The organism is Pseudomonas antarctica (genome assembly GCF_900624995.1).
Lineage (GTDB): Bacteria > Pseudomonadota > Gammaproteobacteria > Pseudomonadales > Pseudomonadaceae > Aquipseudomonas > Aquipseudomonas antarctica.
On record NZ_UYXQ01000014.1, the window covers coordinates 16196 to 40801 of the forward strand.

Consider the following 24606-nt stretch of genomic DNA (forward strand, 5'->3'; position numbering starts at 1 on the left):
TCATGAGTTTGCTCAATATCGGGATGTCGGGGCTTAACGCCGCTCAAGGATCGTTGTCGGTCCTGAGTAACAACATCGCCAACGCCAACACCCAGGGGTACTCGCGCCAGCAGACGACTCAGAATGCCAGCGCTTCGAACCCGTACGGAGGCGTATTTATTGGCAGCGGCACAACCCTGGCGGATGTGCGCCGGGTGTATAACGAGTTCCTGGATGCGGCCTACCAGAACAGCACCTCGCTCAATAACGATGCCAAGGCTTACTCAAGCCAGGCGAGTGCGATTGATAAGACCCTGTCGGACAAGACCACCGGCATGTCCTCGGTGTTAAGTGCGTTCTTCGCCGCTGTACAGACCTCGGCGGCCAACCCCAGTGACGTGTCCGCCCGGCAAGTGCTGTTGACCAGTGCGCAGACCCTGAGCAACCGTTTCAACTCGATCTCCAACCAATTGAACCAGCAAAAAGAGTCGATCAACGGCCAGTTGAGCACCATGAGCGATCAGGTCAACAAACTGACCTCCTCGATTGCCTTGCTCAACAAGCAGATCACTCAGGCCCAGGGTTCAAGCAACAGCGCCCCGGCCAACCTGCTGGATGCCCGTAACGAAGCCGTGCGCTCGCTCAATGAGTTGGTCGGCGTTACCGCCAGCGAAAAGAATGGCGTATTCAGCGTCAGTACCGGCAGTGGCCAGTCGCTGGTGCTGGGTGATCAGTCCAACACTATTTCGGCAGTGCCGAGCGCCAGCGACCCGAGCCAGTACACCATCCAGCTCAACGCTGGCGGCGGTACGTCGATCGATCTGGGTAACGTCATCAGTGGCGGCAGCATCGGCGGTCTGCTGCGTTATCGCAGTGACGCGTTGATGCCGGCCATCAATGACCTGGGGCGTATCGCGATTGCCACTGCCGACACCGTCAACAGTCAACTGGGTCAGGGCCTGGACTTGAACGGTGACTTCGGCTCGTCGTTGTTCAAGGACATCAACAGCGCGGCGGCGATTGCCCAGCGTAGCGTGGGTGCAGCGGGCAACAGCAGCGGTTCCGGCAACCTGAACGTGAGCATCCAAGACAGCAGCAAGCTGTCGACCTACGACTATAAAGTCACCTTCACCAGTGGCAACAATTACACCGTGATGCGTTCCGACGGTAAAGCCATGGGCGCGTTCGACACGACCACCACGCCGCCGCCAGTGATTGACGGATTCACCTTGGCCTTAGACGGCAAGGGACCGATCGCCGCCGGCGACAGCTTCAAAGTCAGCCCGACCGCCAACGGTGCGGCCAACATCGGTACCGACCTGAAGGACGCAAATAAAATCGCATTCGCCGGGCCGTTGCTGGGCGAGGGCAGCAAGACCAACCAAGGCACTGGCACCTTTACGCCGCCGACCTTGAGCGTGCCTATCGACATTCACGGTGGCGCGGATACCGCTCAATTGCGTACTGGGATTGAACACTCGATGCCAGTGAAGATGGTGTTCGGTAAGCCAGCCGCTGATGGCACCCAGGCTTACACGCTCAATGACTCCCAGGGCAACCCGATTGGCAACGGCACTATCGTGCCGGGCCAGAGCAACAAAATCACCGTCGACGTGCCAATGCGCGACGCCAACGGCGCACTGCTGGTGCCGGCCAAGAGCTTCAAGTTTGATACGACCGTGGGCGGCTCGCCGGCCGATGGCGACAGCACCACGTTCTCTTTCAACGCTTCGGGCAAGTCGGACAACCGCAATGCTCAAGCGCTGCTGGACTTGCAGACCAAAGCCACAGTTGGTCTGTCGGACGGCAGCGGCGGCGGTGTGAGCTTGGTCGCGGCCAACAGCCGCCTGGTCTCCACGGTGGGTGCCAAGGCCGCGTCGGCGATTACCGACACCACTGCCACCGGTGCGCTGCTCAAGGCCAACCAGGACGCGCGTAACTCGGTGTCCCAGGTCAACCTGGATGAAGAGGCGGGCGACATGATCAAGTTCCAGCAGTACTACACCGCGTCGTCGCAGATCATCAAGGCTGCGCAAGAAACCTTCAGCACGCTGATCAATAGTCTTTAAGGGAGCCTGGGACGATGCGTATTTCTACTGCTCAATATTACGAAACCAGCGCCACCAAGTACTCGGACAACTACTCCAGTGTGGTGAAGGCCCAGGAACAGGCCAGCTCCGGTGTGCGTGTGCAAACCGCCGCGGATGATCCGGTCGCGGCGGCGCGCCTGTTGTTGCTGCAACAGCAGAAAGACATGCTGGGCCAGTTCAGCGGTAACGTCACCAGCCTGAAGAACTCCCTGACCAACGAAGAAAGCGTGCTGAGTTCGATCGACGATGCGATGCAGCGCGCCAGTCAGTTGGCGCTGCGTGCCGGTGGTTCGATCAGCGACGCTGATCGCCGGTCTATCGCCAGCGAGATCGGCGCGATTGAAAATCAGGTACTGGGGCTGCTCAACAGCAAAGACTCGTCCGGCAACTATATGTTCTCCGGCTCCAAGTCCCAGACCCCGCCGTATTCGCGTAACAGCGACGGCACCTACAGCTATCAGGGCGATGAAACGCCGCTGAGCCTGCAGGTTTCCAATACGCTGAACGTCAGCGCCGGTGATACCGGCAAGACCATTCTGGAAGGCGCAGCCAATTCGGGGCGTACCCAGGCCACGTGGCTGCCGCCGGTGCCGCAGACGGTGCCGCCTACGGTCAACGATAATAAGGTCGCGCTGTCGGCCGGGTTGGTCACCTCGGGTATCGACTACACCAAGAAATTCGCCGATGGCCAGCCCTACAAGCTGACCTTTACCAGCAGCACGCAATACAAGGTGGCCGACAAGGACGGCAATGACGTAACGTCCGAGATTGCCGGCAACGGCACGTTTGATGCCACCAAAGAGGGCAATAACAGCGTGGCGTTGCGCGGTGTGAAGTTCGACATCACGTTGAACCTGGGCGATGTCGCGCCCGGCGCCAACTCTGATGCACTGGTCAAGGATCGTTCGTTCAGCCTGGAAGCCAAGCCGGATACCTTCAGCGTCTCGCGCACGCCAAGCAATGCCTCCACGGCACAATTGACCGGTGCCAGTGTGTCCAATCAGGCGGACTACGCCAGCACATTCCCGGCAAACAGCGGGGCGGTTATCAAGTTCACCAGCGCTACGGCTTATGAGGTGTACGCCCAACCTTACTCGACCGACAGCAAGGCGATTGCCACCGGTGATACCGGGGGCGGTACCACGGTCACGGCGGCTGGGGTGACGTTTGATGTAAATGCCGGGCCACCGCAGGCGGGTGACCAGTTTTCGGTCGGTGCCAGCACTCAGAAAACCCAGAATGCGCTGGATACCCTCAGCCAATTGCGTCAGGCGCTGGAGCAACCTGCCGACGGCAATCCGGCAGCGACGATCAAGCTCAAGGATGTCCTGGATGCGTCGATCAGCAACCTGGCCAATTCACGTACCCAGCTCGATAACGTGCGCGGCTCCATCGGTGCGCGGCAGAATGCCCTGGATATCCAGGCCAGTGAAAACACCAGTGTTGGCCTGGCCAATACCAGCACCATGAGCGATCTGGCCAACATCGACATGGGCGAGGCGGCGATCAACCTGACGTTGCAGCAAACCATGCTGCAGGCGTCGCAACTGGCTTTCGTGAAAATCTCCCAGTTGACCCTGTTCAGCCGAATGTAATCTCATCGCGGTTACGCAACGGCCCAGCCTGGTAACAGGCTGGGCCGTTGTCGTTTCTGCGACTTAATTGTTTGAAGGTTTTGCACAAAGCACACAAAATTGAGTGACCTGTGAGTCATAAAGCGCATCTTCACTGTATCGTGTGAAAAGGATAAGTCGTCGCCAGGTCGTTGCGCGCGGGCTTTCAGCGAGATTTTTGCGGGGTTATCCCCTTTATTGTCAGCGCCCCCCGAGGCAGTTCGCGGGGTGTTCTCCAGTTATTTAGTATTGGGAAGCCACAATGATTGGCATAAAAAGCATCGCCAGTTACGTGCCGGCAGACGGGATCGATAACTACGCCCAGGGTGCCAAATTCGCCAAGGATGAAGAGTTCATCATTGGCAAGATCGGCTCGGCGTTCCTGCCGCGTAAGGAAGCGGCGCAGGAGACCTCTGACCTGTGTGTCGAGGCGGTCAACGCTTTGTTTGCCAACAACCCGGATTTGAAGCGCGAGTCGATTGACGCGCTGATCGTCGTGACCCAGAACGGCGACGAAGAGGGTTTGCCGCACACCGCCGCCATTGTTCAGGACAAGCTTGGGTTGCCGACTCATGTGGCCGCCTTCGATGTTTCCTTGGGCTGCTCCGGCTACGTCTACGGCATTTACGTGATGAAGGGCTTCATGGAAGCCGCCGGCCTGAAAAACGGCCTGCTGATCACCGCCGACCCGTATTCGAAGATCGTGGACCCGGAAGATCGCAACACCACCATGTTGTTCGGTGATGCCGCCACCGCTACCTGGATGGGCGAAGGCGCGCCATGGTTGCTGGGCAAGTCCAAGTTCGGCACCGATGGTTCCGGCGCACCGCACCTGAAGGTCAGTGATGGGGTGTTTTTCATGAACGGCCGCCAGGTGTTCAACTTCGCCTTGCTCAAGGTGCCGGCGCATTTGCACGAACTGCTCAATGAATCGGACCTCAAGGCTGACGACATCGATGCGTTCTGCATTCACCAGGGCAGTGCGGCAATCGTCGATGCCGTGGCACGGCGGTTTGAAGATGCGCCGGTGGACAAGTTCATTAAGGACATGGTCGAGACCGGTAACACCGTGTCGTCGAGTATTCCACTGTTGCTTGAAAAGCACGTGATGAACGCGACCTGGAAGCGCGTGGCGATCAGTGGCTTTGGTGTGGGCCTGTCCTGGGGCTCGGCAATTCTCTATCGCCCGTGACGCTTTAATAGCCTGAACGCTCTCCACGAGGGTTTCAGAAAAAACGCCGATGATCGACCGATCATCGGCGTTTTTTATTTGGCGCCAGAAAAGCCAATGAATCCGGGGTTTCGAGCTTTCGTAAAGCCTTGAAATGCAAGGGGTGGCACAGGGCTAGTAAAAAATTTCAAAAAAAGCCTCAAGCAACCGGCTCCCACGACGATAACTATTACGTAGGTTCTCAGGCCACACCCGGCGGTTGCCAGGGCCGGAAGCCGCAGTATCCATCCAACGAGGATTTCGTCATGGCTTTAACAGTAAACACCAACATTGCTTCGATCACTACTCAGGGCAACCTGAACAAAGCTGGCGGCGCCCTGGCCCAATCGATGCAGCGCCTGTCTTCCGGCCTGCGTATCAACAGCGCTAAAGACGACGCCGCCGGCCTGGGTATCGCCAACCGTATGACCAGCCAGATCAACGGCCTGGGTCAAGCTGTAAAGAACGCCAACGATGGTATCTCCATCGCGCAGACCGCTGAAGGCGCAATGCAGGCTTCGACCGACATTCTGCAAAAAATGCGTACCCTGGCTCTGTCCTCGGCTACTGGCTCCCTGAGCACCGACGACCGTAAGTCGAACAACGACGAATACCAGGCTCTGACTTCGGAACTGACCCGTATCGCCCAGACCACTACTTTCGGTGGCCAGAAGCTGCTGGACGGTTCGTACGGTACCAAGTCGATCCAGGTTGGCGCCAACGCTAACGAAACCATCAACCTGTCCCTGGACAACGTTGCTGCCAACAACATCGGTTCGCAGCAAATCAAGAGCATCGGCATCACTCCAGGCGCTGGTGTTGTAGGCGGCGCAATCGCAGTGACCGGTAACGGCCAGACTGCCAGCGTTACCGTAGCCGGTGCAGCTTCTGCCAAAACCATCGCTGCCCAGCTGAACGGCGCCATCGGTGGCCTGAGCGCTACCGCCAGCACTGAAGCTGAGTTCGTAGTCGGTGCCGGTGCTGCTACCGCTCCAGCTTCGTTCACCATGACCGTTGGCGGCCAAGCCACCACGTTCGTTGGCGTAAAAGACACTGCCAGCCTGGCTGACCAGCTGAAGTCGAACTCCGCCAAACTGGGTATCAGCGTTAACTACGACGAGACCAAAGGCACTCTGTCGGTTAAATCCGACACCGGTGAAAACCTGTCCTTCAGCGCTTCGACCGCTGCCGGCACCATCACTGTTGCCACCAAAGACGGTTCGGGCGCTTACGGTACTGCTACTGCCCTGGCTGACGGCATCATCGCTACCGGTGCTGTGAACATGGACTCCGCCAAGGGCTACTCCCTGGAAGGCGCTGGCGTGACCGGTATCTTCGGTGCCGCTACTTCGGCTGCTTCGACCAAGACCGCCGTATCGCAAACTGACGTGACTGACGCCACCAAGGCCCAGAACGCTGTGTCCGTGATCGACCAGGCTATCGCTACCATCTCCAGCTCCCGTTCGGGCCTGGGCGCTGTTCAGAACCGTCTGACCAGCACTGTGGACAACCTGTCCAACATCCAGAAAAACAGCACCGCTGCTCGTTCCACCATCCAGGACGTCGACTTCGCTTCCGAAGCCGCTGAACTGACCAAGCAGCAAACCCTGCAGTCGGCTTCCACCGCGATCCTGTCGCAGGCTAACCAGCTGCCATCCGCTGTACTGAAGCTGCTTCAGTAATTACAGCACTTGGTGACTGACGGAAGGGCGCGTTTACGTGCCCTTTCGTCTTTTCCAGTCAGAGGAGATTGGGCATGGACATGAATGTAAAGTTGAACTTGTCTTATTCGCCGCTGGCCCCCCAAGGCGCTGCGGCACCTGTGGTTGCTGACAAAGACAAGAACAAGGTTGAGCCGGCCGCGCCAACCGCAGGTACGTCCCAAAAGGGCGATCTGGAAAAAGCGGTCACCGATATTAAAGAATTCGTACAAGCGGCCCAGCGCAATCTGGATTTTTCTATTGATGATTCCACCCATAGGGTTGTGGTTAAGGTCATTGCCACCGACACCGGTGAAGTGATCCGCCAGATTCCCTCGGAAACTGCCTTGAAGCTGGCGCAAAGCTTGTCCAGCGCCAGTCACGTGCTGTTTGACGACAAGGCTTAAGCTGGCATGAAATTTGTTGCTGCTACGACTTGAAGCGTTGTTCGTCAAGATAACGGCAGCCACCGGAACAGGAGAAAGATGATGGCGGGTACAACGATTACGGGCGTGGGATCGGGCTTCGATACCCAGGCGATTGTGAAGTCCCTGGTGGATGCCGAGCGAGCGCCGAAGCAGGCGCAGATCAACACCCAATCGCAAAAGGCAACTACCCAGCTGTCGTCGATCGGCAAGATCCAGGCTGCCCTGGACGCCTTCCGTGGTGCGCTGACCAGCATGGGCACCGATAACAGCTTCAGTGGCTTGACCGGTACGTCTTCGGATGAAAAGGTCGCAACCATGACGGCTAACCAGGGGGCTGCGAACGGTAGCTTCGCGCTGATCGTCAACCAGCTGGCGAAGCCCTCCAAGCTGTCCACCACCAGCTACGCGGGCGGCCAGTCGACGGTTGTCAACGCGACCAACAAAGCGACGACGTTGACCATCTCTCAGTCGGGCAAGAACTTCGACCTGAGTGTTCCGGCGGGCTCGACGCTGCAGCAAGTGCGCGATTCGATCAACTCGCAATTCGGCACCGCAGGCTTGAGTGCCAACATCCTCACCGACTCCAACGGTTCGCGTCTGATTCTGACATCCACCAATGGTGGTGTGGGCTCCGACCTGACGATGTCGGGCAATTCCGGGATTGATACTGGCTACAAGGTGGTCGACGTCCCGCAGAATGCCAAGTACACCATCGATAATATTCCGGCTGAATCGAAGACCAACAACATTACGGATGCCGTGAGTGGGGTGAGCATTAAATTGCTGTCACTTTCGCCTACGGTCACTCCCAATGATCCGAATACAGATAATCCGCCGCGTACGGCCATGACCATTTCGGTCACCACCAGCACCACCGCCCTCAAGTCCGGGGTCAAAGGCTTCGTCGACACCTACAACGCGTTGCTCAAGGCCATGAACGCCGAGACCAAGGTCACCAAGGATGCTGCCGGTAACTCCATCGCTGCGACCTTGACCGGCGACTCCACCATGCGCACCTTGCAGGCGGCGATTCGCAACGAGTTCAACTCGCTCTCCGGTAATGGCACCTTGAAGTCCCTGGCGCAATTCGGCGTTACCACTGACCAGAACACCGGCGCGCTGAGCATCGACAGTAAGCAGTGGGATAAGGCGGTGCTGACCAATGCCGCCGATATCAACAGTATTTTCAGCGGCAAGACCGGTCTGCTGGCGCGCTTGACGGCCGCGACCGACGCCTACGCCAAGCCCACCACCGGGATTCTGGCGACGCGCACGACATCGTTGGCCGACAGCCTGAAAGACTTGACCGCGCAGCAGACCGACTTGGATGAGCGTCTGACGACGATGCAGGACGCCTTGACCCGCAAGTACACGGCCATGGATACCCTGGTGGCGCAGCTGCGCCAGCAGAGCAACAGCATCCTCGGCACGCTCAATGCGATCAGTAATTCGAAAAGCAACAGCAACTGATTGATCGCATAAAAAGCCCGGGTCCGTTGACCTGGGCTTTGTTCTTTCTAAGACCGTCGGGTTAAAGTTTTTTGCGACCCAGTCGACATAATGGTTACTGAAAACCTTCTCGCTGTTGCCTGTCACGAGGTAGAAACATGAATCCCATGAGAGCCCTTCGCCAATACCAGAAGGTCAATTCCCATGCCCAGATCTCTGAAGCCAACCCGCATCGCCTGGTGCAGATGCTGATGGAGGGTGGCCTTGACCGTATGGCCCAAGCCAAAGGCGCGCTGGCGCGTGGCGACATCGCTCAGAAGGGCCTGATGCTGGGGAAAGCCACCGATATTCTGATCGGCCTACGTGATGGTTTGGATGCGGAAAAAAGCGACAACAAGGATTACGTCCAGCAATTGGAAGGCCTGTATGTCTACATGTCCAACCGTTTGATGGAAGCTAACCTGCACAACGATGCCGACATGATCGACGAAGTCGCCCGTTTGCTGATTACCGTGAAAGAAGGCTGGGACGCCATCGCTGAGCCACAAGGTGCTGCACAATAAGGCCACTGGCCTTGAGGACACGTCATGAGCCACGCACTGCAACGCATTGATGAAACCCGTGAAGCCTTGATCGGCGCGCTGGCGGAACGTAACTGGGACGCCATCGGCGAATTGGACATGGGCTGTCGCAGCGTGATCGACGACGTGCTCAGCGAAGCGCCGGTTGATGAAGATGCGCTGCGGGAAAAGCTGGAAAGCCTGCTGGCGGTTTATCAGCAGTTGCTTGAGGTGACGACCGGCGAGCGCCAGGCGATTTTCGAAGAGATGTCGCAGATCAACCAAGCTAAAAATGCGTCAAAGGTTTACCATCTGTTCGGCTGAATGGGCTCAGTTAATCCGAACGGCGCGTCATATATTTGACTGTGCCAGCATTTTTGACTTAACTAGTGCTGTTTTCAGATTTCAGACGTCTAGTAAGGTAATAAGTCTTACAGGCGTCTTGATTGCCCTCACTCTGGGGCAGGAAGTTTTACTAGGGAAGTTGCTATTGCATGTGGCGTGAAACCAAAATTCTGCTGATCGATGACGATAGCGTCCGCCGCCGCGATTTGGCGGTGATTTTAAATTTTCTGGGTGAAGAAAATTTGCCCTGCGGTAGCCATGATTGGCAGCAGGCGGTCAGCTCTTTGTCATCGAGCCGTGAAGTCATTTGTGTGCTGATCGGGACGGTAAACGCTCCTGGTGCGGTTCAAGGCTTGTTAAAGACACTGGCGACCTGGGATGAGTTCCTTCCGGTGTTGCTGATGGGCGATATTTCTTCCGTGGACCTGCCGGAAGATCAGCGCCGCCGCGTGCTTTCGACCCTGGAAATGCCGCCCAGCTACAGCAAATTGCTCGACTCCCTGCATCGCGCTCAGGTTTACCGCGAGATGTACGACCAGGCCCGCGAGCGCGGCCGCCACCGCGAACCCAATCTGTTCCGCAGCCTCGTCGGCACCAGCCGTGCGATTCAGCACGTGCGCCAGATGATGCAGCAAGTGGCCGACACCGACGCCAGCGTGCTGATTCTCGGTGAGTCCGGCTCCGGCAAGGAAGTGGTTGCGCGCAACTTGCACTATCACTCCAAGCGCCGCGACGGGCCCTTCGTGCCGGTCAACTGCGGGGCGATCCCGGCAGAGCTGCTCGAAAGCGAATTGTTCGGCCACGAGAAGGGCGCCTTTACCGGGGCGATCACTAGCCGTGCCGGGCGTTTCGAGCTGGCCAACGGCGGCACCCTGTTCCTCGACGAAATCGGCGATATGCCGCTGCCGATGCAGGTCAAGCTGTTGCGCGTATTGCAGGAGCGCACCTTCGAGCGCGTGGGCAGCAACAAGACCCAGAGCGTCGACGTGCGCATCATCGCGGCCACGCACAAGAACCTCGAAAGCATGATCGAGGTCGGTAGCTTTCGCGAAGACCTGTACTACCGCCTCAACGTATTCCCGATCGAGATGGCCCCACTGCGTGAGCGCGTGGAAGACATCCCGCTGCTGATGAACGAACTGATCTCGCGCATGGAGCACGAAAAGCGCGGCTCGATTCGCTTTAATTCCGCCGCGATCATGTCGCTGTGCCGCCACGGCTGGCCGGGCAACGTCCGCGAGCTGGCCAACCTTGTCGAGCGCATGGCGATCATGCACCCGTACGGTGTGATTGGCGTGGTCGAACTGCCGAAAAAATTCCGTTACGTCGATGACGAAGACGAGCAACTGGTAGACAGCCTGCGCAGTGACCTGGAAGAACGCGTGGCTATCAACGGCCATACGCCGGACTTCGGTTCCACCGCCATGCTGCCGCCCGAAGGCCTGGACTTGAAGGACTATCTCGGTAGCCTGGAACAGGGCCTGATCCAGCAAGCGCTGGACGATGCCAACGGCATTGTTGCCCGCGCCGCTGAGCGCTTGCGCATTCGCCGAACCACCTTGGTTGAGAAGATGCGCAAGTACGGCATGAGCCGTCGAGAAGGTGATGAACAGGCAGATGATTGACGCCTGTTTTTTAAGTCACTGAAATCCAGGTAGTTTTTTTTCGGCACGGGTATTGCTACAGCCCTCGCAACGTTCCGTTTAACTGACGGTCAGCCAAGCGAGAGAGCATGATGCCCCACGCCGCCCAACTTTCTTCAGGCCCTGCTATCCCAGGGCTCGTTCCGTGCGCAGAGCCGCTTACCCGGCAAGGGCTTGAACAGGCGTTTTCGCTGTTCAGCCAGATGTCGAACCAGCTCACCGACTCTTACAGCTTGCTGGAAGCCCGGGTTTCCGAGCTTAAAGGCGAGCTGGCGGTGGTCAGTGCCCAGCGCATGGAAGAGCTGGCCGAGAAAGAGCGCCTGGCCAACCGTCTGCAAAACCTCCTCGACCTATTGCCCGGTGGCGTGATCGTCATCGACGAAATGGGCCATGTCCGCGAAGCCAACCCGGCCGCGCGCGACTTGCTCGGCGAGCCGCTCGAAGGCGAGCTGTGGCGCCACGTCATCACGCGCTGCTTTTCGCCTCGTGAAGATGACGGCCATGAAATTTCCCTCAAGGACGGGCGCCGCTTGTCCATCGCCACCCGTTCCCTGGACGCTGAGCCTGGGCAGTTGGTGTTGCTCAACGACCTGACTGAAACCCGTCACTTGCAAGACCAACTGGCGCGCCATGAAAGATTGTCGTCGCTGGGGCGCATGGTCGCTTCGTTGGCGCATCAGATCCGCACGCCGTTATCGGCGGCACTGATCTACGCCAGTCATTTGACTGATGAACAATTGCCAGCCGCCACCCACCAACGATTTGCCGGTCGCCTCAAGGAGCGCCTGCATGAATTGGAGCATCAGGTGCGCGACATGTTGGTGTTTGCCCGCGGCGAATTGCCGCTGACCGATCGAATCACGCCGCCCGAGCTGATGCAGTCGCTGCAAGCGGCGGCGGCCACGCATATCCAGGATGTCAGCGTGCGCTGGCAGTGCGACAGCCACCTCGGCGAGTTGCTGTGCAACCGCGACACGCTGGTCGGCGCCTTGCTTAACTTGATCGAAAACGCCACCCAGGCCAGCGGCCCGTGTGCACGGCTCAAAGTGCACCTGTACAGCCGCGAGCAAACCCTGCGCCTGTGCATCAGCGACAGCGGCAGCGGCATCGATCCGGTGGTGCTGAAACGCCTGGGCGAACCCTTTTTTACCACCAAGACCAATGGTACGGGCCTGGGCCTGACCGTGGTCAAGGCAGTGGCGCGTGCGCATCAGGGAGAATTGCAACTGCACTCCCGGTTGGGGCGTGGTACGTGTGCATTGATGACCTTGCCGCTGTTTTTTAGCGCGGCAAGCGCGGAGTAAAAGGACTATGGCTATCAAGGTTTTATTGGTCGAAGACGATCGCGCCCTGCGTGAAGCATTGGCTGACACGCTGCTGTTGGCGGGCCATGACTACCGGGCGGTCGGCTCTGCCGAGGACGCCTTGGAGGCCGTTGAGCAGGAGTCCTTCAGCCTCGTAGTCAGTGACGTGAATATGCCTGGCATGGACGGTCACCAATTGCTCGGCCTGTTGCGTGCGCGTCAGCCGCAACTGCCGGTGTTGCTGATGACCGCCCATGGCGCCGTGGAGCGCGCAGTGGACGCCATGCGCCAAGGCGCGGCGGATTACTTGGTCAAACCGTTCGAGCCCAAAGCCTTGATCGAGCTGGTCGCCCGCCACGCCCTCGGGGTGATTTCGAGCGTCGAAGGTGAAGGCCCGATTGCCTTCGAACCGGCCAGCGCGCAACTGCTGGAGCTGGCCGCCCGTGTGGCGCGCAGCGATTCCACGGTGTTGATCTCCGGCGAGTCCGGCACCGGTAAAGAAGTGCTGGCGCGTTATATCCACCAGCAATCCGGCCGCGCCAAACAACCGTTTATCGCGATCAACTGCGCGGCTATCCCTGACAACATGCTTGAAGCCACGTTGTTCGGCCACGAGAAGGGTTCGTTCACGGGCGCCATTGCGGCCCAGGCGGGCAAGTTCGAACAGGCCGACGGCGGCACTATTCTGCTCGACGAAATCTCGGAAATGCCCCTGGGTTTGCAAGCCAAGCTGCTGCGCGTACTGCAGGAGCGCGAAGTTGAGCGCGTCGGCGCGCGTAAACCGATCCAGCTGGATATCCGCGTGGTCGCCACCACTAACCGCGACCTGGCGGGCGAAGTGGCGGCGGGGCGCTTCCGTGAAGACTTGTTCTACCGACTTTCGGTGTTCCCGCTGGCCTGGCGCCCACTGCGCGAGCGCCCGGCGGACATCATCCCGCTGGCCGAGCGCTTGTTGAACAACCACGTCAAAAAAATGAAGCACGCCCAGGCGCGGCTGTCGGCTGAAGCTCAGGCTTGCCTGATCAGCTACCCATGGCCCGGCAACGTGCGGGAATTGGACAACGCTATCCAGCGCGCGCTGATTTTGCAGCAGGGTGGACTTATCCAGCCGCAAGACTTCTGCCTGACCCTTGGCGGTAGCCTAAGCAGTGGCGCGGCACCGTTGCCCAGCCTGGCGCCGGCGCCGGTAGTGGTGGCCGAAGTCGAGCCCGGCGGCGCCTTGGGCGACGACCTGCGTCGCCGCGAATTCCAGATGATCATCGACACCCTGCGCGCCGAGCGCGGCCGCCGCAAAGAGGCCGCCGAACGCTTAGGCATCAGCCCGCGCACCTTGCGCTACAAATTGGCGCAGATGCGTGACGCGGGAATGGATGTGGAAGCCTACCTCTTCGCCACCTGATAAATGCATAGGCCGACAGGGTTTGTCGCCTTTTCTTACGAATCGCCACGGAGCTGGCACCCTTGTTGCTACCACCCCTAGTAACCGCTACGTAGTGTCAAAAAATTGCGGGTCGTCGGAGAGAGAAGGTCATGAGCCAGGGTATTGAGTTCAATCGGTTGATGTTGGATATGCGCTCCATGCAAATGGATGCCATGGCTCAACCGAAATCCGTCGCGCCAGCGCCGGAATTGGGCCAAAGCAGTTTTGCCGACATGCTCGGTCAGGCAATTAACAAAGTCAGTGATACCCAGCAAGCCTCGAATCAGTTGGCCACGGCCTTTGAGATTGGCAAAAGCGGCGTGGACCTTACCGATGTGATGGTGGCCTCGCAAAAGGCCAGCGTTTCCTTTCAGGCCTTAACCCAAGTGCGTAACAAGTTGGTTCAGGCTTATCAAGACATCATGCAGATGCCGGTTTAAGGACGAGATTTAAGTCATGGCAGAAGCAGTCGTGGACAACGTACCCGCCAAGGCAGACGGCAAGTCGCCGCTGTTTGGCCTGTCGTTCCTGGAAAACCTCTCCGAAATGACCATGTTGCGTCAGGTGGGCCTGATGGTCGGCCTGGCTGCCAGCGTGGCGATTGGTTTTGCCGTGGTGCTGTGGTCGCAGCAACCTGATTACCGCCCGTTGTACGGCAGCCTGGCCGGGATGGATTCCAAGCAGATCATGGAAACCCTGGCCGCCGCCGACATCCCCTACACCGTGGAGCCCAACTCCGGCGCCCTGCTGGTCAAGGCTGACGACGTGGCGCGTGCGCGGATGAAGTTGGCAGCGGCTGGCGTAACGCCGTCCGATAGCAACATCGGTTTTGAAATCCTCGACAAGGACCAAGGCCTGGGCACCAGCCAGTTCATGGAAGCCACACGCTACCGTCGTGGCCTGGAAGGCGAACTGGCGCGTACCATCTCGAGCCTCAATAACGTCAAAGGCGCCCGGGTGCACCTGGCGATTCCTAAGAGCTCGGTGTTTGTACGCGATGAACGCAAGCCAAGCGCCTCGGTATTGGTCGAACTGTTTTCCGGTCGCTCGCTGGAGCCAGGCCAAGTATTGGCGATCATCAACTTGGTGGCCACCAGCGTTCCCGAATTGAGCAAGTCGCAAATCACCGTGGTCGACCAGAAGGGCAACCTGCTGTCCGACCTGGCGGAAAACTCTGCGCTGACCCAGGCCGGCAAACAGTTCGACTACAGCCGTCGTATGGAAAGCATGCTCACCCAGCGTGTGCACAACATTCTGCAACCGGTGTTGGGCAACGACCGCTACAAGGCTGAAGTGTCGGCCGACGTTGATTTCAGTGCGGTCGAGTCGACCTCCGAGCAATTCAACCCGGACCAGCCGGCGCTGCGCAGCGAGCAGTCCACCAGCGAACAACGCACTGCCAGCAACGGCCCGCAAGGTGTTCCAGGTGCGCTGAGCAACCAGCCGCCGGCCCCGGCCTCGGCACCGCAAACCACCGGTGGCGCCGCCGCAACCGCCGGTGCGATCCAGCCTGGCCAGCCTTTGTTGGACGCCAACGGTCAACAGATCATGGACCCGGCCACCGGCCAGCCGATGCTCGCGCCCTACCCGGCGGACAAGCGTAACCAGTCGACCAAGAACTTCGAACTCGACCGTTCCATCAGCCACACCAAGCAGCAACAGGGCAAAATCAATCGCCTGTCGGTGTCGGTGGTGGTCGATGACCAGGTCAAGGTCAATGCTGCTGACGGTGCTGTGACCCGTGCGCCATGGAGCGCCGACGAATTGGCGCGCTTCACGCGCCTGGTGCAAGACGCCGTCGGTTTCGACGCCAGCCGTGGTGACAGCGTCAGCGTGATCAACATGCCGTTCTCCGCCGAGCGTGGCGAAGTGATCGCCGACCCGTCGTTCTACACGCAGCCGTGGTTCTGGGACATCGTCAAGCAAGTGCTGGGTGTGTTGTTCATCCTGGTGCTGGTGTTCGGCGTACTGCGCCCGGTGCTCAACAACATCACCGGCCACGGCAAAAAACAGCTGGCGCTTGCAGGAAGCGACGTCGAGTTGGGTGGCATGGGCGGCCTGGACGGCGAGTTGGCCAACGACCGTGTCAGCCTCGGCGGCCCGCAAAGCATCCTGTTGCCAAGCCCGAGCGAAGGCTATGACGCTCAGTTGAACGCAATCAAGAGTCTGGTGGCAGAAGACCCGGGCCGTGTGGCCCAGGTCGTGAAAGAGTGGATTAACGCAGATGAATGATCGAGCCGCTGTTGCCAAGCTCACCAAAGTCGACAAAGCCGCCGTGTTGCTGCTGTCTTTGGGTGAGACCGACGCCGCACAAGTGCTGCGCCACATGGGCCCCAAAGAGGTTCAGCGTGTAGGCGTGGCCATGGCGCAAATGCGCAATGTGCACCGTGAGCAAGTCGAGCAGGTGATGAGCGAGTTCGTCGAGATCGTCGGCGACCAGACCAGCCTGGGCGTCGGTTCCGACAGCTACATCCGCAAGATGCTCACCTCGGCCTTGGGCGAAGATAAGGCCAACGGCCTGATCGACCGCATCTTGCTGGGCGGCAACACCAGCGGCCTCGACAGCCTGAAATGGATGGAGCCGCGCGCCGTTGCCGACGTGATTCGCTACGAGCACCCGCAGATCCAGGCCATCGTCGTTGCTTATCTGGACCCGGACCAGGCCGGTGAAGTGCTTGGCCATTTCGACCATAAAGTGCGCCTGGACATTATCCTGCGCGTGTCTTCGCTGAACACCGTGCAGCCGGCAGCCCTGAAAGAGCTCAACACGATTCTCGAGAAGCAGTTCTCGGGTAATTCGAATGCCTCGCGCACCACCTTGGGCGGTATCAAGCGCGCGGCCGACATCATGAACTTCCTCGACAGCTCGGTCGAAGGCCAGTTGATGGACTCGATCCGCGAGATCGACGACACCCTGTCCGGCCAGATCGAAGACCTCATGTTCGTGTTCAACAACCTCTCCGATGTCGACGACCGTGGCATCCAGGCGTTGCTGCGTGAAGTGTCGTCTGATGTGCTGGTACTGGCCCTCAAAGGTTCGGACGAAGGCGTTCAAGAGAAGATCTTCAAGAACATGTCCAAGCGCGCCTCTGAACTGTTGCGCGACGACCTGGAAGCCAAAGGCCCGGTGCGCGTCAGCGACGTGGAAACCGCCCAGAAGGAAATCCTCACCATTGCCCGCCGTATGGCCGAAGCCGGAGAAATCGTTCTCGGCGGGAAGGGCGGCGAAGAAATGATTTAAGGCGCTTCCCATGTCGAACAAAGATGAGACGCCCAGCGATCTGATTCGCGCACGGGATGTCGGCGGGTTCGACATCTGGTCGTTGCCCAGCTTCGACCCGCATGTGCCGGAGCCCGAGCCCGAACCGGTTGAAGAAACACCGGCGCAAATGGAAGAAGTGCCGCTGGAGGAAGTCCAGCCACTGACCCTCGAAGAATTGGAAGCGATCCGCCAGGAGGCCTACAACGAGGGCTTCGCCGCGGGTGAAAAAGACGGTTTTCGCAGCACCACCCTGAAAGTTCGCCAAGAGGCCGAGGAGGCGCTGAGCGTCAAGCTGGCCAGCCTTGAACGCTTGATGGGCAGCCTGTTTGACCCGATTGCCGAGCAGGATGCGCAGTTGGAAAAATCCATGATCGGCCTGGTCGAGCATATCGCCCGCCAGGTGATCCAGCGCGAACTGGTGCTAGACTCCAGCCATATCGAAAGCGTGATGCGCGAAGCCCTCAAGCTGTTGCCTTTGGGCGTTGGCAATGTGCGGCTGTACATCAACCCGCAGGATTTCGAACAGATCAAAGCCCTGCGCGAGCGCCACGAAGAAACCTGGCGCATCGGCGAAGACGCGGCGCTGCTGCCCGGTGGTTGCCGCGTTGAAACCGAACACAGCCGTATTGATGCCACCGTAGAAACCCGGATCAGCCAAATCATGGCCAAGCTCTTCGACCAGTTGCATGAACAAGTCCTGCACCCGGCCGAACCTGACCTGAGCGTGGACCTGGACGCCGCCGATGCGCCTTGACCGTACCAGCTTCGCCAAGCGCCTGAGCGGCTACGCTGAGGCCACCGAGTTGCCTGGCCAGCCCGTTCTCGAAGGGCGCCTGCTGCGCATGGTCGGCCTGACCCTCGAAGCCGAAGGCCTGCGCGCCGCCATGGGCAGCCGCTGCCTGGTGATCAATGACGACAGCTACCACCCGGTGCAGGTCGAAGCCGAAGTGATGGGCTTTTCTGGCAGCAAGATTTTCCTGATGCCGGTCGGCAGCCTGGCGGGCATTGCTCCCGGCGCCCGCGTGGTGCCGCTGGCCGATACTGGCCGCCTGCCGATGGGCATGAGCATGCTCGGTCGTGTGCTGGACGGTGCCGGTCGCGCGCTGGACGGCAAAGGCGGCATGAAGGCCGAAGACTGGGTGCCAATGGACGGCCCGACCATCAACCCGCTCAACCGCAACCCAATCAGCGTGCCGCTGGACGTGGGTATTCGCAGCATCAACGGTTTATTGACGGTCGGTCGCGGCCAGCGTCTGGGCTTGTTTGCCGGTACCGGCGTGGGTAAGTCGGTGCTGCTCGGCATGATGACGCGCTTTACCGAGGCCGACATCATTGTGGTTGGGCTGATCGGCGAGCGGGGCCGTGAAGTCAAGGAATTTATCGAGCACAGCCTCGGTGAAGAAGGTCTCAAGCGCTCGGTGGTGGTTGCGTCCCCGGCGGACGATGCGCCGCTGATGCGTTTGCGCGCTGCCATGTACTGCACGCGCATTGCCGAATATTTTCGCGACAAGGGCAAGAATGTCCTGTTGCTGATGGACTCCCTCACGCGTTTCGCCCAGGCCCAGCGGGAAATCGCCCTGGCCATTGGTGAACCGCCCGCCACCAAAGGCTATCCGCCGTCGGTATTCGCCAAGCTGCCTAAGTTGGTGGAGCGTGCCGGTAATGCTGAAGCCGGCGGCGGTTCGATCACCGCGTTTTACACGGTGTTGTCCGAAGGCGATGACCAGCAAGACCCGATTGCCGACTCGGCGCGGGGTGTGCTCGACGGCCACATCGTGCTGTCGCGGCGCCTGGCGGAAGAAGGGCACTACCCGGCCATCGACATCGAAGCGTCGATCAGCCGGGTGATGCCGGCGGTGGTCACTCCCGAGCACATGGCCCGCGCGCAGCATTTCAAGCAACTGTGGTCGCGCTATCAGCAGAGCCGCGACCTGATCAGTGTCGGCGCCTACGTGGCCGGTGGTGATCGCGAAACCGACCTGGCGATTGCCCTGCAGCCGCAACTGGTGACCTACCTGCGCCAAGGCCTCAACGACAAGATCAGCATGGGCGAAAGCGAAGCGCACCTGGGCTCGATCTTCGCGCCAGCGCCAGGCGGATAAGCCATGGCCAGCACGCGTTCTTCACGCCTGGCGCCAGTGGTGGACATGGCCGAAAAGGCCGAGAAAACGGCGGTCCAGCGCCTGGGTTATTTCCAGGGCCAGGTGCGTCTGGCGGAAAGTAAGCTCGGCGACCTGGAGCGCTTTCGTGGCGAATACCAACAGCAATGGATCGAGCGCGGTAGCAAGGGCGTGTCCGGCCAATGGCTGATGGGCTACCAGGGCTTTCTCAACCAGCTTGAGACGGCCGTTGGCCAGCAGCGCCAGAGCTTGGCCTGGCACCAGAACAACCTCGATAAGGCGCGTGAAAGCTGGCAAGCAGCGTTTGCCCGAGTCGAAGGCTTGCGCAAGCTGGTGCAGCGCTATATCGACGAAGCGCGGGCGCTTGAAGATAAGCGTGAGCAAAAGCTGCTCGACGAATTATCACAGCGCCTTCCACGCCAATCACAGTACTAAGTGTCATTTGGTCCTCTGTGTTGCTCATCGCCGGTTCACCTGCTAAACCTTGTTGCATATTGCCAATGACAAGGAAGCAGTCGCATGTCAGTTGAGTCAGAAGTATCCCTGGATGGGACGAAGTTGATGATCACGGTCAAGGGCCGATTCGATTTCGGTAGCCACCAGGCCTTTCGTGATGCCTACGAGCGGTTCTACAAGGTGCCCGAGCTCTACGTGGTGGACTTGAAAGACACTACCTACATGGACAGCTCCGCCCTGGGCATGCTCCTGTTGTTGCGCGACCATGCCGGTGGCGATAATGCCGAGGTGCAGGTGATCAACAGTAATCCCGACGTGCGCAAGATCCTCGCCATCTCCAACTTCGACAAACTGTTCGACATCAGTTGAGCAACCTGGCCCCCGTCCTTGAACCGCTGACGATCCTGATTGCCGAAGACAGCGCCGCCGATTTGCTGTTGCTGTCGACCATCATTCGGCGCCAGGGCCATCAGGTGCTCACCGCCACCCATGGCGCGCAGGCCGTCGAGGTGTTCACCCGCGAGCGCCCGCAACTGGTGTTGATGGACGCGCTGATGCCGGTGATGGACGGCTTTGAAGCCGCGCGGCGCATCAAGCAGCTTGCCGGGGAAGCGCTGGTGCCGATCATCTTCCTCACCTCCTTGCGCGAGAGCGAAGCCCTGGCCCAATGCCTGGATGCCGGCGGCGATGACTTCCTGCCCAAGCCCTACAACCCACTGATCCTGGCGGCGAAAATCAACGCCATGGACCGCCTGCGTCGTCTGCAGGCCACGGTGTTGCAGCAGCGCGACCTGATCGCCAAGCACCACAATTACCTGTTGCATGAGCAGCGCGCGGCCAAGGCGGTGTTCGACAAGGTGGCGCATTCGGGGTGCATCAATGCGGCGCCAAATATTCGTTACCTGCAATCGCCCTATGCGCTGTTCAACGGCGACCTGCTGTTGGCGGCGTACACGCCCTCCGGTGACATGCACGTGCTGCTCGGCGATTTCACCGGCCATGGTTTGCCGGCGGCCGTGGGAGCCATGCCGCTGGCAGAGGTGTTTTACGGCATGACGGCGAAGGGCTACGGCCTGGCGCAGACCCTGCGCGAGATGAACGCCAAGCTCAAACGTATCCTGCCGGTGGACATGTTCTGCTGCGCCACCCTGATGTGCCTGAGTGCCGAGCGGCGGGTGGTGGAGGTGTGGAACGGCGGCATGCCCGAAGGTTATGTGCATGAAGTCGCCACGGGCAAGCGTACGCCGTTAGTGTCGCGGCACTTGCCGTTAGGCGTGCTCTCGGCCGAGAGGTTTAATGACAGCACCGAAGTCTGGCCCATGGCCTTGGGCGACCGTGTGTTTTTGCTCTCCGATGGCGTGCTGGACACCGCCGACGTCAATGACCAGCTGTTCGGCGCCGAGCGCTTGCAGCAGGTGTTTGCGGCCAATCGCGAACCTGATCGGCTGTTCGAAGACATCGAGCAGGCCCTGGCGGCGTTTCGTGGCCAGGCGCGGGATGACGTCAGCATGGTCGAGATCACCTTGCAGGCCGGCGAGCCGTTGCGTGCGGCCGAGCCGATGTATGCCGACAGCGGGCAGTCATGCCCGCTGGATTGGTCGGTGGGTTTTGAGTTTCGTGCGCAGACGCTTAAAAGCTACAACCCGTTGCCGTATTTGCTGCAATTGCTGCTGGAGATCCATGGCCTGCGCAAGCAGAGCGGGGCGCTTTACAGTGTGATGGCTGAGTTGTATTCCAACGCGCTGGAGCATGGGGTGTTGGGCTTGGATTCGGGGCTCAAGCTTGATGCGCGGGGGTTCGCCGAGTATTACCATCAGCGCAATGAGCGCCTTGCGCAATTGAGCAGTGGTTATGTGCGTGTGCACGTGCAGGTGGTGCCGACGCCCACGGGCGGCAAAATGACGCTACGCATCGACGACAGCGGTCCTGGATTTGACGTGGAGCAGGTGCTGGCGCGCCCGCTGGACGTCAACCGTCTGTCTGGCCGCGGTTTGAGTCTGGTCCGGCAGTTGAGCAGCGATGTGCGCTGGTTGGATGGCGGGCGCAGTGTGTGCGTGGAGTTTTACTGGGAGGCTCTGGCATAATCCGCCGATTCTTGATCAAGGAGCGAGCAAGTGGCTGAGATTCATTTGGACCCTGACGTGTTGTCGGGTTTGCAGGAGGTTATGGAGAGCGAGTATCCCAAGCTGCTCGATACCTTCCTCGACGATTCGCAGAAGCGTGTCGAGGCGTTGCGCAAATCGCGCGATGATGCCAAGGCGCTTGGGCGTATAGCGCATAGCTTCAAGGGCAGCAGTGGGAACCTCGGGGCGGTTCGGTTGGCGCAGTTGTGTCAGCGGTTGGAGGTGGAGTCTGTTGGGTCGACGGCGGACTTGGGCGCCCTGGTTGATCAGATTGATCATGAGTTTGCGTTGGTTCGGCCGATGTATGAGTCGGAACGGGAGCGGTTTCAGCTTTAGGTATGGTGAGTACATATCCGTTGCTGCCGTCACCCAATCAACGGATATACACGCGAAACCAGAAACCTGGCCCAACTCTTGCTTTACCTCCATGACTGCATCCCCGATCCCCTATGCAGTGGAGACCTTTACCTATGCCAGTCGCCCCGAATTCGCTTCTTCAGGCTGCCCCCGTGGCCAAGCCTCAAGCGCCTGCCGTCACCCCCCAGGTCGCGGCTGCGGACCCACGGGGCAATGGCCCTGGCTTCGCTCAGGTGTTCGCCGGGCAAGGCGCGAAACCCACGGTAAAAGCCGACGATACCTCAGCCAAACCCGCGCGTGACAAGCCTTCCGACGCCAGCGACAAGCCTGCCGCCAGCACGCCAGCGGTTGCCGATAGCGGCAATCCCTTGCCTGCCAAGCCACCAGCCAAGTCCGACAGCAGCGCCAGCAGTGACGACGACAAACCCACCGACTCGTCCTTGGTGCAGCAACCCCCGGTTGACCCGGTCGTTGACCCGGCCTTGATTGTCACCGTCACGCCGGTGGCTGTGCCCGTGGAAACGCCAGCGCCTGTTGCGGCCAAGGACGACAGGGCCCAGCAGGTCGTGGCGGCACCGGTCGCCGCTACGGATGAGGTCAAGCAGCCCGCGTTCGATCCTGAAGCCGACCCACTGGACTCAATGCCGGCCGTGCGCCTGGCGATGGAGCAGGGCGGTCACGTGTCGGCCAGCAGCCAGGCGCTGCAGAAGGCCGCGCCGACTACGACTCAGGATCAGCCGACCGCTGCGCAGAACTTCGCTGCGGGCCTGGCCAATATGGTCGACCAGCAAGCCACCAAGGACAGCACTGATCAAGGCGGCGATAAAGCCTTCAGCGGGTTGATCGAAGGCGGCCTCAAGGACCTGAAAGACGCCAGCAGCGACACCCGCGTCGATGACTTCGCCAACCGCCTGGCCGCTCTGACCCAGGCCGCCACGCCGAAAACCGCGAATGCGTTGCCACCGGTAGCGAATGCGCCGTTGGCCATGCATCAGGGCGGCTGGACCGAAGAAGTGGTCAACCGCGTGATGTACCTGTCCAGCGCCAACCTCAAGTCAGCAGAGATCCAGTTGCAGCCGGCAGAGCTGGGGCGCTTGGATATCAAGGTCAACATGACCGCGGACCAACAAGCCCAGGTCACCTTCATGAGTGGTCACGCGGTGGTGCGCGAAGCGCTGGAAAGCCAGTCCGGCCGCCTGCGCGAGATGTTTGCCCAGCAGGGCATGGGGCAGGTGGACGTTAACGTCTCCGACCAGTCCCGTGGTTGGCAGGGGCAGGGCCAGGAGCAACAGCAGCAGAACCAGGCCCGCAGTGTGAGCGGTAGCGGTGGGCGGGGTGATGGCGGTGATCACGCTGAGGTGGCAGCGGCCGTCGCGCCGGTGAGCCAGACCGTGATCGGCTCCAGCGCCGTTGATTACTACGCCTGATTTCAGCCTTATGAAGATCAAAATGTGGGAGTTGGTTTGCCTGCGATGGCCATAGGTATCTACACATCTTTTTATGGGTTGAATTCTTTTGTGGTCGCGGGGGCGCTGGGTACATATCCGTTATTTGGGTAACGGCTGCTATGGGTTCCGCTCTTACAGCGGGTCACTTTTGAAAGAGCGCAAAAGTAACCAAAACGCTCTTGCCCCACCACTCGGCACCTCGCTTAGGCTCGGTGTGCCCTCACGCAGGCTTTGGACCGTGGGCCGCCGCCATGGGCCATCCTTGGCCCATCGCGGCTAAACCGGCGTCCTGCCGGTTTACCCACGCTCCAAAGCCTGTGTTCGGCCAGCGTGGTTAACGGGGCGCCTAAGATCAAGATCAAAAGCAAGAGCACGGCGGCCTAGTAGCCGACCTGAGTGGTTAGATCAAGAGCAGAGCCGAGGCGGCCTGACAGCCGACCTGATCTTTGAAACTGAACTCAATCTAATGTGGGAGCTGGCTTGCCTGCGATGGCATCAACTCGGTGGACTTGATGGACCGAGGTGTCTGCATCGCAGCGGTGCGGCGATCCGACAAGCCAGCTCCCACAGAAAAGCAGAGCACTGCGGTGCTGGCAGCTAAACTCGGTCAAAATTGTGGGAGCGGGCCTGCTCGCGAAGGCGGTGTGGCAGTTACACATGAGCTGACTGACCCACCGCCTTCGCGAGCAAGCCCGCTCCCACATTGGGATCTCATTACATCAGCTAAATAGGGTGGTGCTCTGCTTCTGCTTCTACCACTCAGGTCGGCTACTAGGCCGCCGTGCTCTTGCTTTTGATCTTGATCTTAGGCGCCCCGTTAAACCACGATGGCCGAACGCAGGCATGCCGAGCCTAGGCGAGGCACCGAGTGGTGGGGCAAAGACCTTTTGCTTGCTTTTGGGTCTTTCCAAAAGTGAGCCGCTGTAAGAGCGGAACCCTACGAAGCCGTTACCGCAGCAACGGATATGTACTCATATCTACCTAAAAAACTCGTCATCGGCCCAGCACGACACAAAAAATTGTGTAGAGACCTATGCTGCGATAGCGGTGTATCAGTCACAGAAATTCCAACTGACCCACCGCTATCGCAGGCAAGCCA

At 59.8% G+C, this 24606-nt stretch carries 21 protein-coding genes; all 21 read left to right on the forward strand.

The window, feature by feature from the left end:
- The first annotated feature begins 2 nt into the window (after nt 1–2).
- The 21 genes from flgK (at nt 3) to E0F99_RS11535 (ending at nt 23486) form a co-directional block, all read left to right on the forward strand.
- Complete coding sequence (flgK, locus tag E0F99_RS11435) at nt 3–2048, forward strand: flagellar hook-associated protein FlgK (protein WP_083357480.1); 2046 nt, start codon at nt 3–5, stop codon at nt 2046–2048.
- A gap of 14 nt (nt 2049–2062) precedes the next feature.
- Nucleotides 2063–3664 carry a flagellar hook-associated protein 3 gene (locus E0F99_RS11440; protein WP_083357481.1) on the forward strand — a complete coding sequence of 534 codons (1602 nt, stop codon included), beginning with the start codon at nt 2063–2065 and terminating at the stop codon, nt 3662–3664.
- 280 nt (nt 3665–3944) lie between these two features.
- Complete coding sequence (locus E0F99_RS11445; RefSeq protein WP_083357482.1) at nt 3945–4874, forward strand: ketoacyl-ACP synthase III; 930 nt, start codon at nt 3945–3947, stop codon at nt 4872–4874.
- Nucleotides 4875–5158: 284 nt separating this feature from the next.
- Complete coding sequence (locus E0F99_RS11450) at nt 5159–6574, forward strand: flagellin N-terminal helical domain-containing protein (protein WP_083357483.1); 1416 nt, start codon at nt 5159–5161, stop codon at nt 6572–6574.
- Between the two features lie 74 nt (nt 6575–6648).
- The gene (locus tag E0F99_RS11455; RefSeq protein ID WP_083357484.1) at nt 6649–6999 is read left to right on the forward strand and encodes a flagellar protein FlaG; all 351 of its coding nucleotides are present in this window, start codon (nt 6649–6651) and stop codon (nt 6997–6999) included.
- 81 nt (nt 7000–7080) lie between these two features.
- Nucleotides 7081–8490: a flagellar filament capping protein FliD gene (gene fliD / locus E0F99_RS11460; RefSeq protein WP_083357485.1), complete on the forward strand. Its 1410-nt coding sequence runs from the start codon at nt 7081–7083 to the stop codon at nt 8488–8490.
- 137 nt (nt 8491–8627) lie between these two features.
- Entirely contained in the window at nt 8628–9032 is a 405-nt protein-coding gene (fliS, locus tag E0F99_RS11465; RefSeq protein ID WP_083357486.1) for a flagellar export chaperone FliS, read from the forward strand.
- 24 nt (nt 9033–9056) lie between these two features.
- Nucleotides 9057–9353 carry a flagellar protein FliT gene (gene fliT / locus E0F99_RS11470; RefSeq protein ID WP_083357487.1) on the forward strand — a complete coding sequence of 99 codons (297 nt, stop codon included), beginning with the start codon at nt 9057–9059 and terminating at the stop codon, nt 9351–9353.
- 170 nt (nt 9354–9523) lie between these two features.
- Nucleotides 9524–10999, forward strand: coding sequence for a sigma-54 dependent transcriptional regulator (locus E0F99_RS11475; RefSeq protein ID WP_083357488.1), 1476 nt, complete (start codon nt 9524–9526; stop codon nt 10997–10999).
- A 110-nt stretch (nt 11000–11109) separates the two neighbouring features.
- On the forward strand, nt 11110–12321 hold the full coding sequence (locus E0F99_RS11480) for a sensor histidine kinase (protein WP_083360385.1): 1212 nt from the start codon (nt 11110–11112) through the stop codon (nt 12319–12321).
- A 7-nt stretch (nt 12322–12328) separates the two neighbouring features.
- Nucleotides 12329–13720 (forward strand): sigma-54-dependent transcriptional regulator, encoded by a 1392-nt coding sequence (locus tag E0F99_RS11485; RefSeq protein WP_083357489.1) that lies wholly within the window; start codon nt 12329–12331, stop codon nt 13718–13720.
- 131 nt (nt 13721–13851) lie between these two features.
- Nucleotides 13852–14181, forward strand: a complete 330-nt coding sequence (gene fliE / locus E0F99_RS11490; RefSeq protein WP_016972029.1) for a flagellar hook-basal body complex protein FliE — start codon at nt 13852–13854, stop codon at nt 14179–14181.
- A gap of 16 nt (nt 14182–14197) precedes the next feature.
- Nucleotides 14198–15973 carry a flagellar basal-body MS-ring/collar protein FliF gene (gene fliF / locus E0F99_RS11495; protein WP_083357490.1) on the forward strand — a complete coding sequence of 592 codons (1776 nt, stop codon included), beginning with the start codon at nt 14198–14200 and terminating at the stop codon, nt 15971–15973.
- Entirely contained in the window at nt 15966–16982 is a 1017-nt protein-coding gene (fliG, locus tag E0F99_RS11500; protein ID WP_083357491.1) for a flagellar motor switch protein FliG, read from the forward strand. The genes fliF and fliG overlap by 8 nt, the downstream gene beginning before the upstream one ends.
- Before the next feature lie 10 nt (nt 16983–16992).
- Nucleotides 16993–17757, forward strand: coding sequence for a flagellar assembly protein FliH (fliH, locus tag E0F99_RS11505; protein WP_083357492.1), 765 nt, complete (start codon nt 16993–16995; stop codon nt 17755–17757).
- Nucleotides 17747–19105 carry a flagellar protein export ATPase FliI gene (gene fliI, locus E0F99_RS11510; RefSeq protein WP_053257306.1) on the forward strand — a complete coding sequence of 453 codons (1359 nt, stop codon included), beginning with the start codon at nt 17747–17749 and terminating at the stop codon, nt 19103–19105. Before fliH ends, fliI begins: the two co-directional genes overlap by 11 nt.
- A 3-nt stretch (nt 19106–19108) precedes the next feature.
- Nucleotides 19109–19558: a flagellar export protein FliJ gene (gene fliJ / locus E0F99_RS11515; RefSeq protein WP_083357493.1), complete on the forward strand. Its 450-nt coding sequence runs from the start codon at nt 19109–19111 to the stop codon at nt 19556–19558.
- An 84-nt stretch (nt 19559–19642) separates the two neighbouring features.
- Nucleotides 19643–19948 carry an STAS domain-containing protein gene (locus E0F99_RS11520; protein WP_083357494.1) on the forward strand — a complete coding sequence of 102 codons (306 nt, stop codon included), beginning with the start codon at nt 19643–19645 and terminating at the stop codon, nt 19946–19948.
- Nucleotides 19945–21663 (forward strand): ATP-binding SpoIIE family protein phosphatase, encoded by a 1719-nt coding sequence (locus tag E0F99_RS11525; RefSeq protein WP_130908771.1) that lies wholly within the window; start codon nt 19945–19947, stop codon nt 21661–21663. The genes E0F99_RS11520 and E0F99_RS11525 overlap by 4 nt, the downstream gene beginning before the upstream one ends.
- A gap of 30 nt (nt 21664–21693) precedes the next feature.
- Entirely contained in the window at nt 21694–22038 is a 345-nt protein-coding gene (locus E0F99_RS11530; RefSeq protein WP_083357496.1) for an Hpt domain-containing protein, read from the forward strand.
- A gap of 134 nt (nt 22039–22172) precedes the next feature.
- Nucleotides 22173–23486 (forward strand): flagellar hook-length control protein FliK, encoded by a 1314-nt coding sequence (locus E0F99_RS11535; protein ID WP_083357497.1) that lies wholly within the window; start codon nt 22173–22175, stop codon nt 23484–23486.
- Nucleotides 23487–24606 lie beyond the last annotated feature (1120 nt).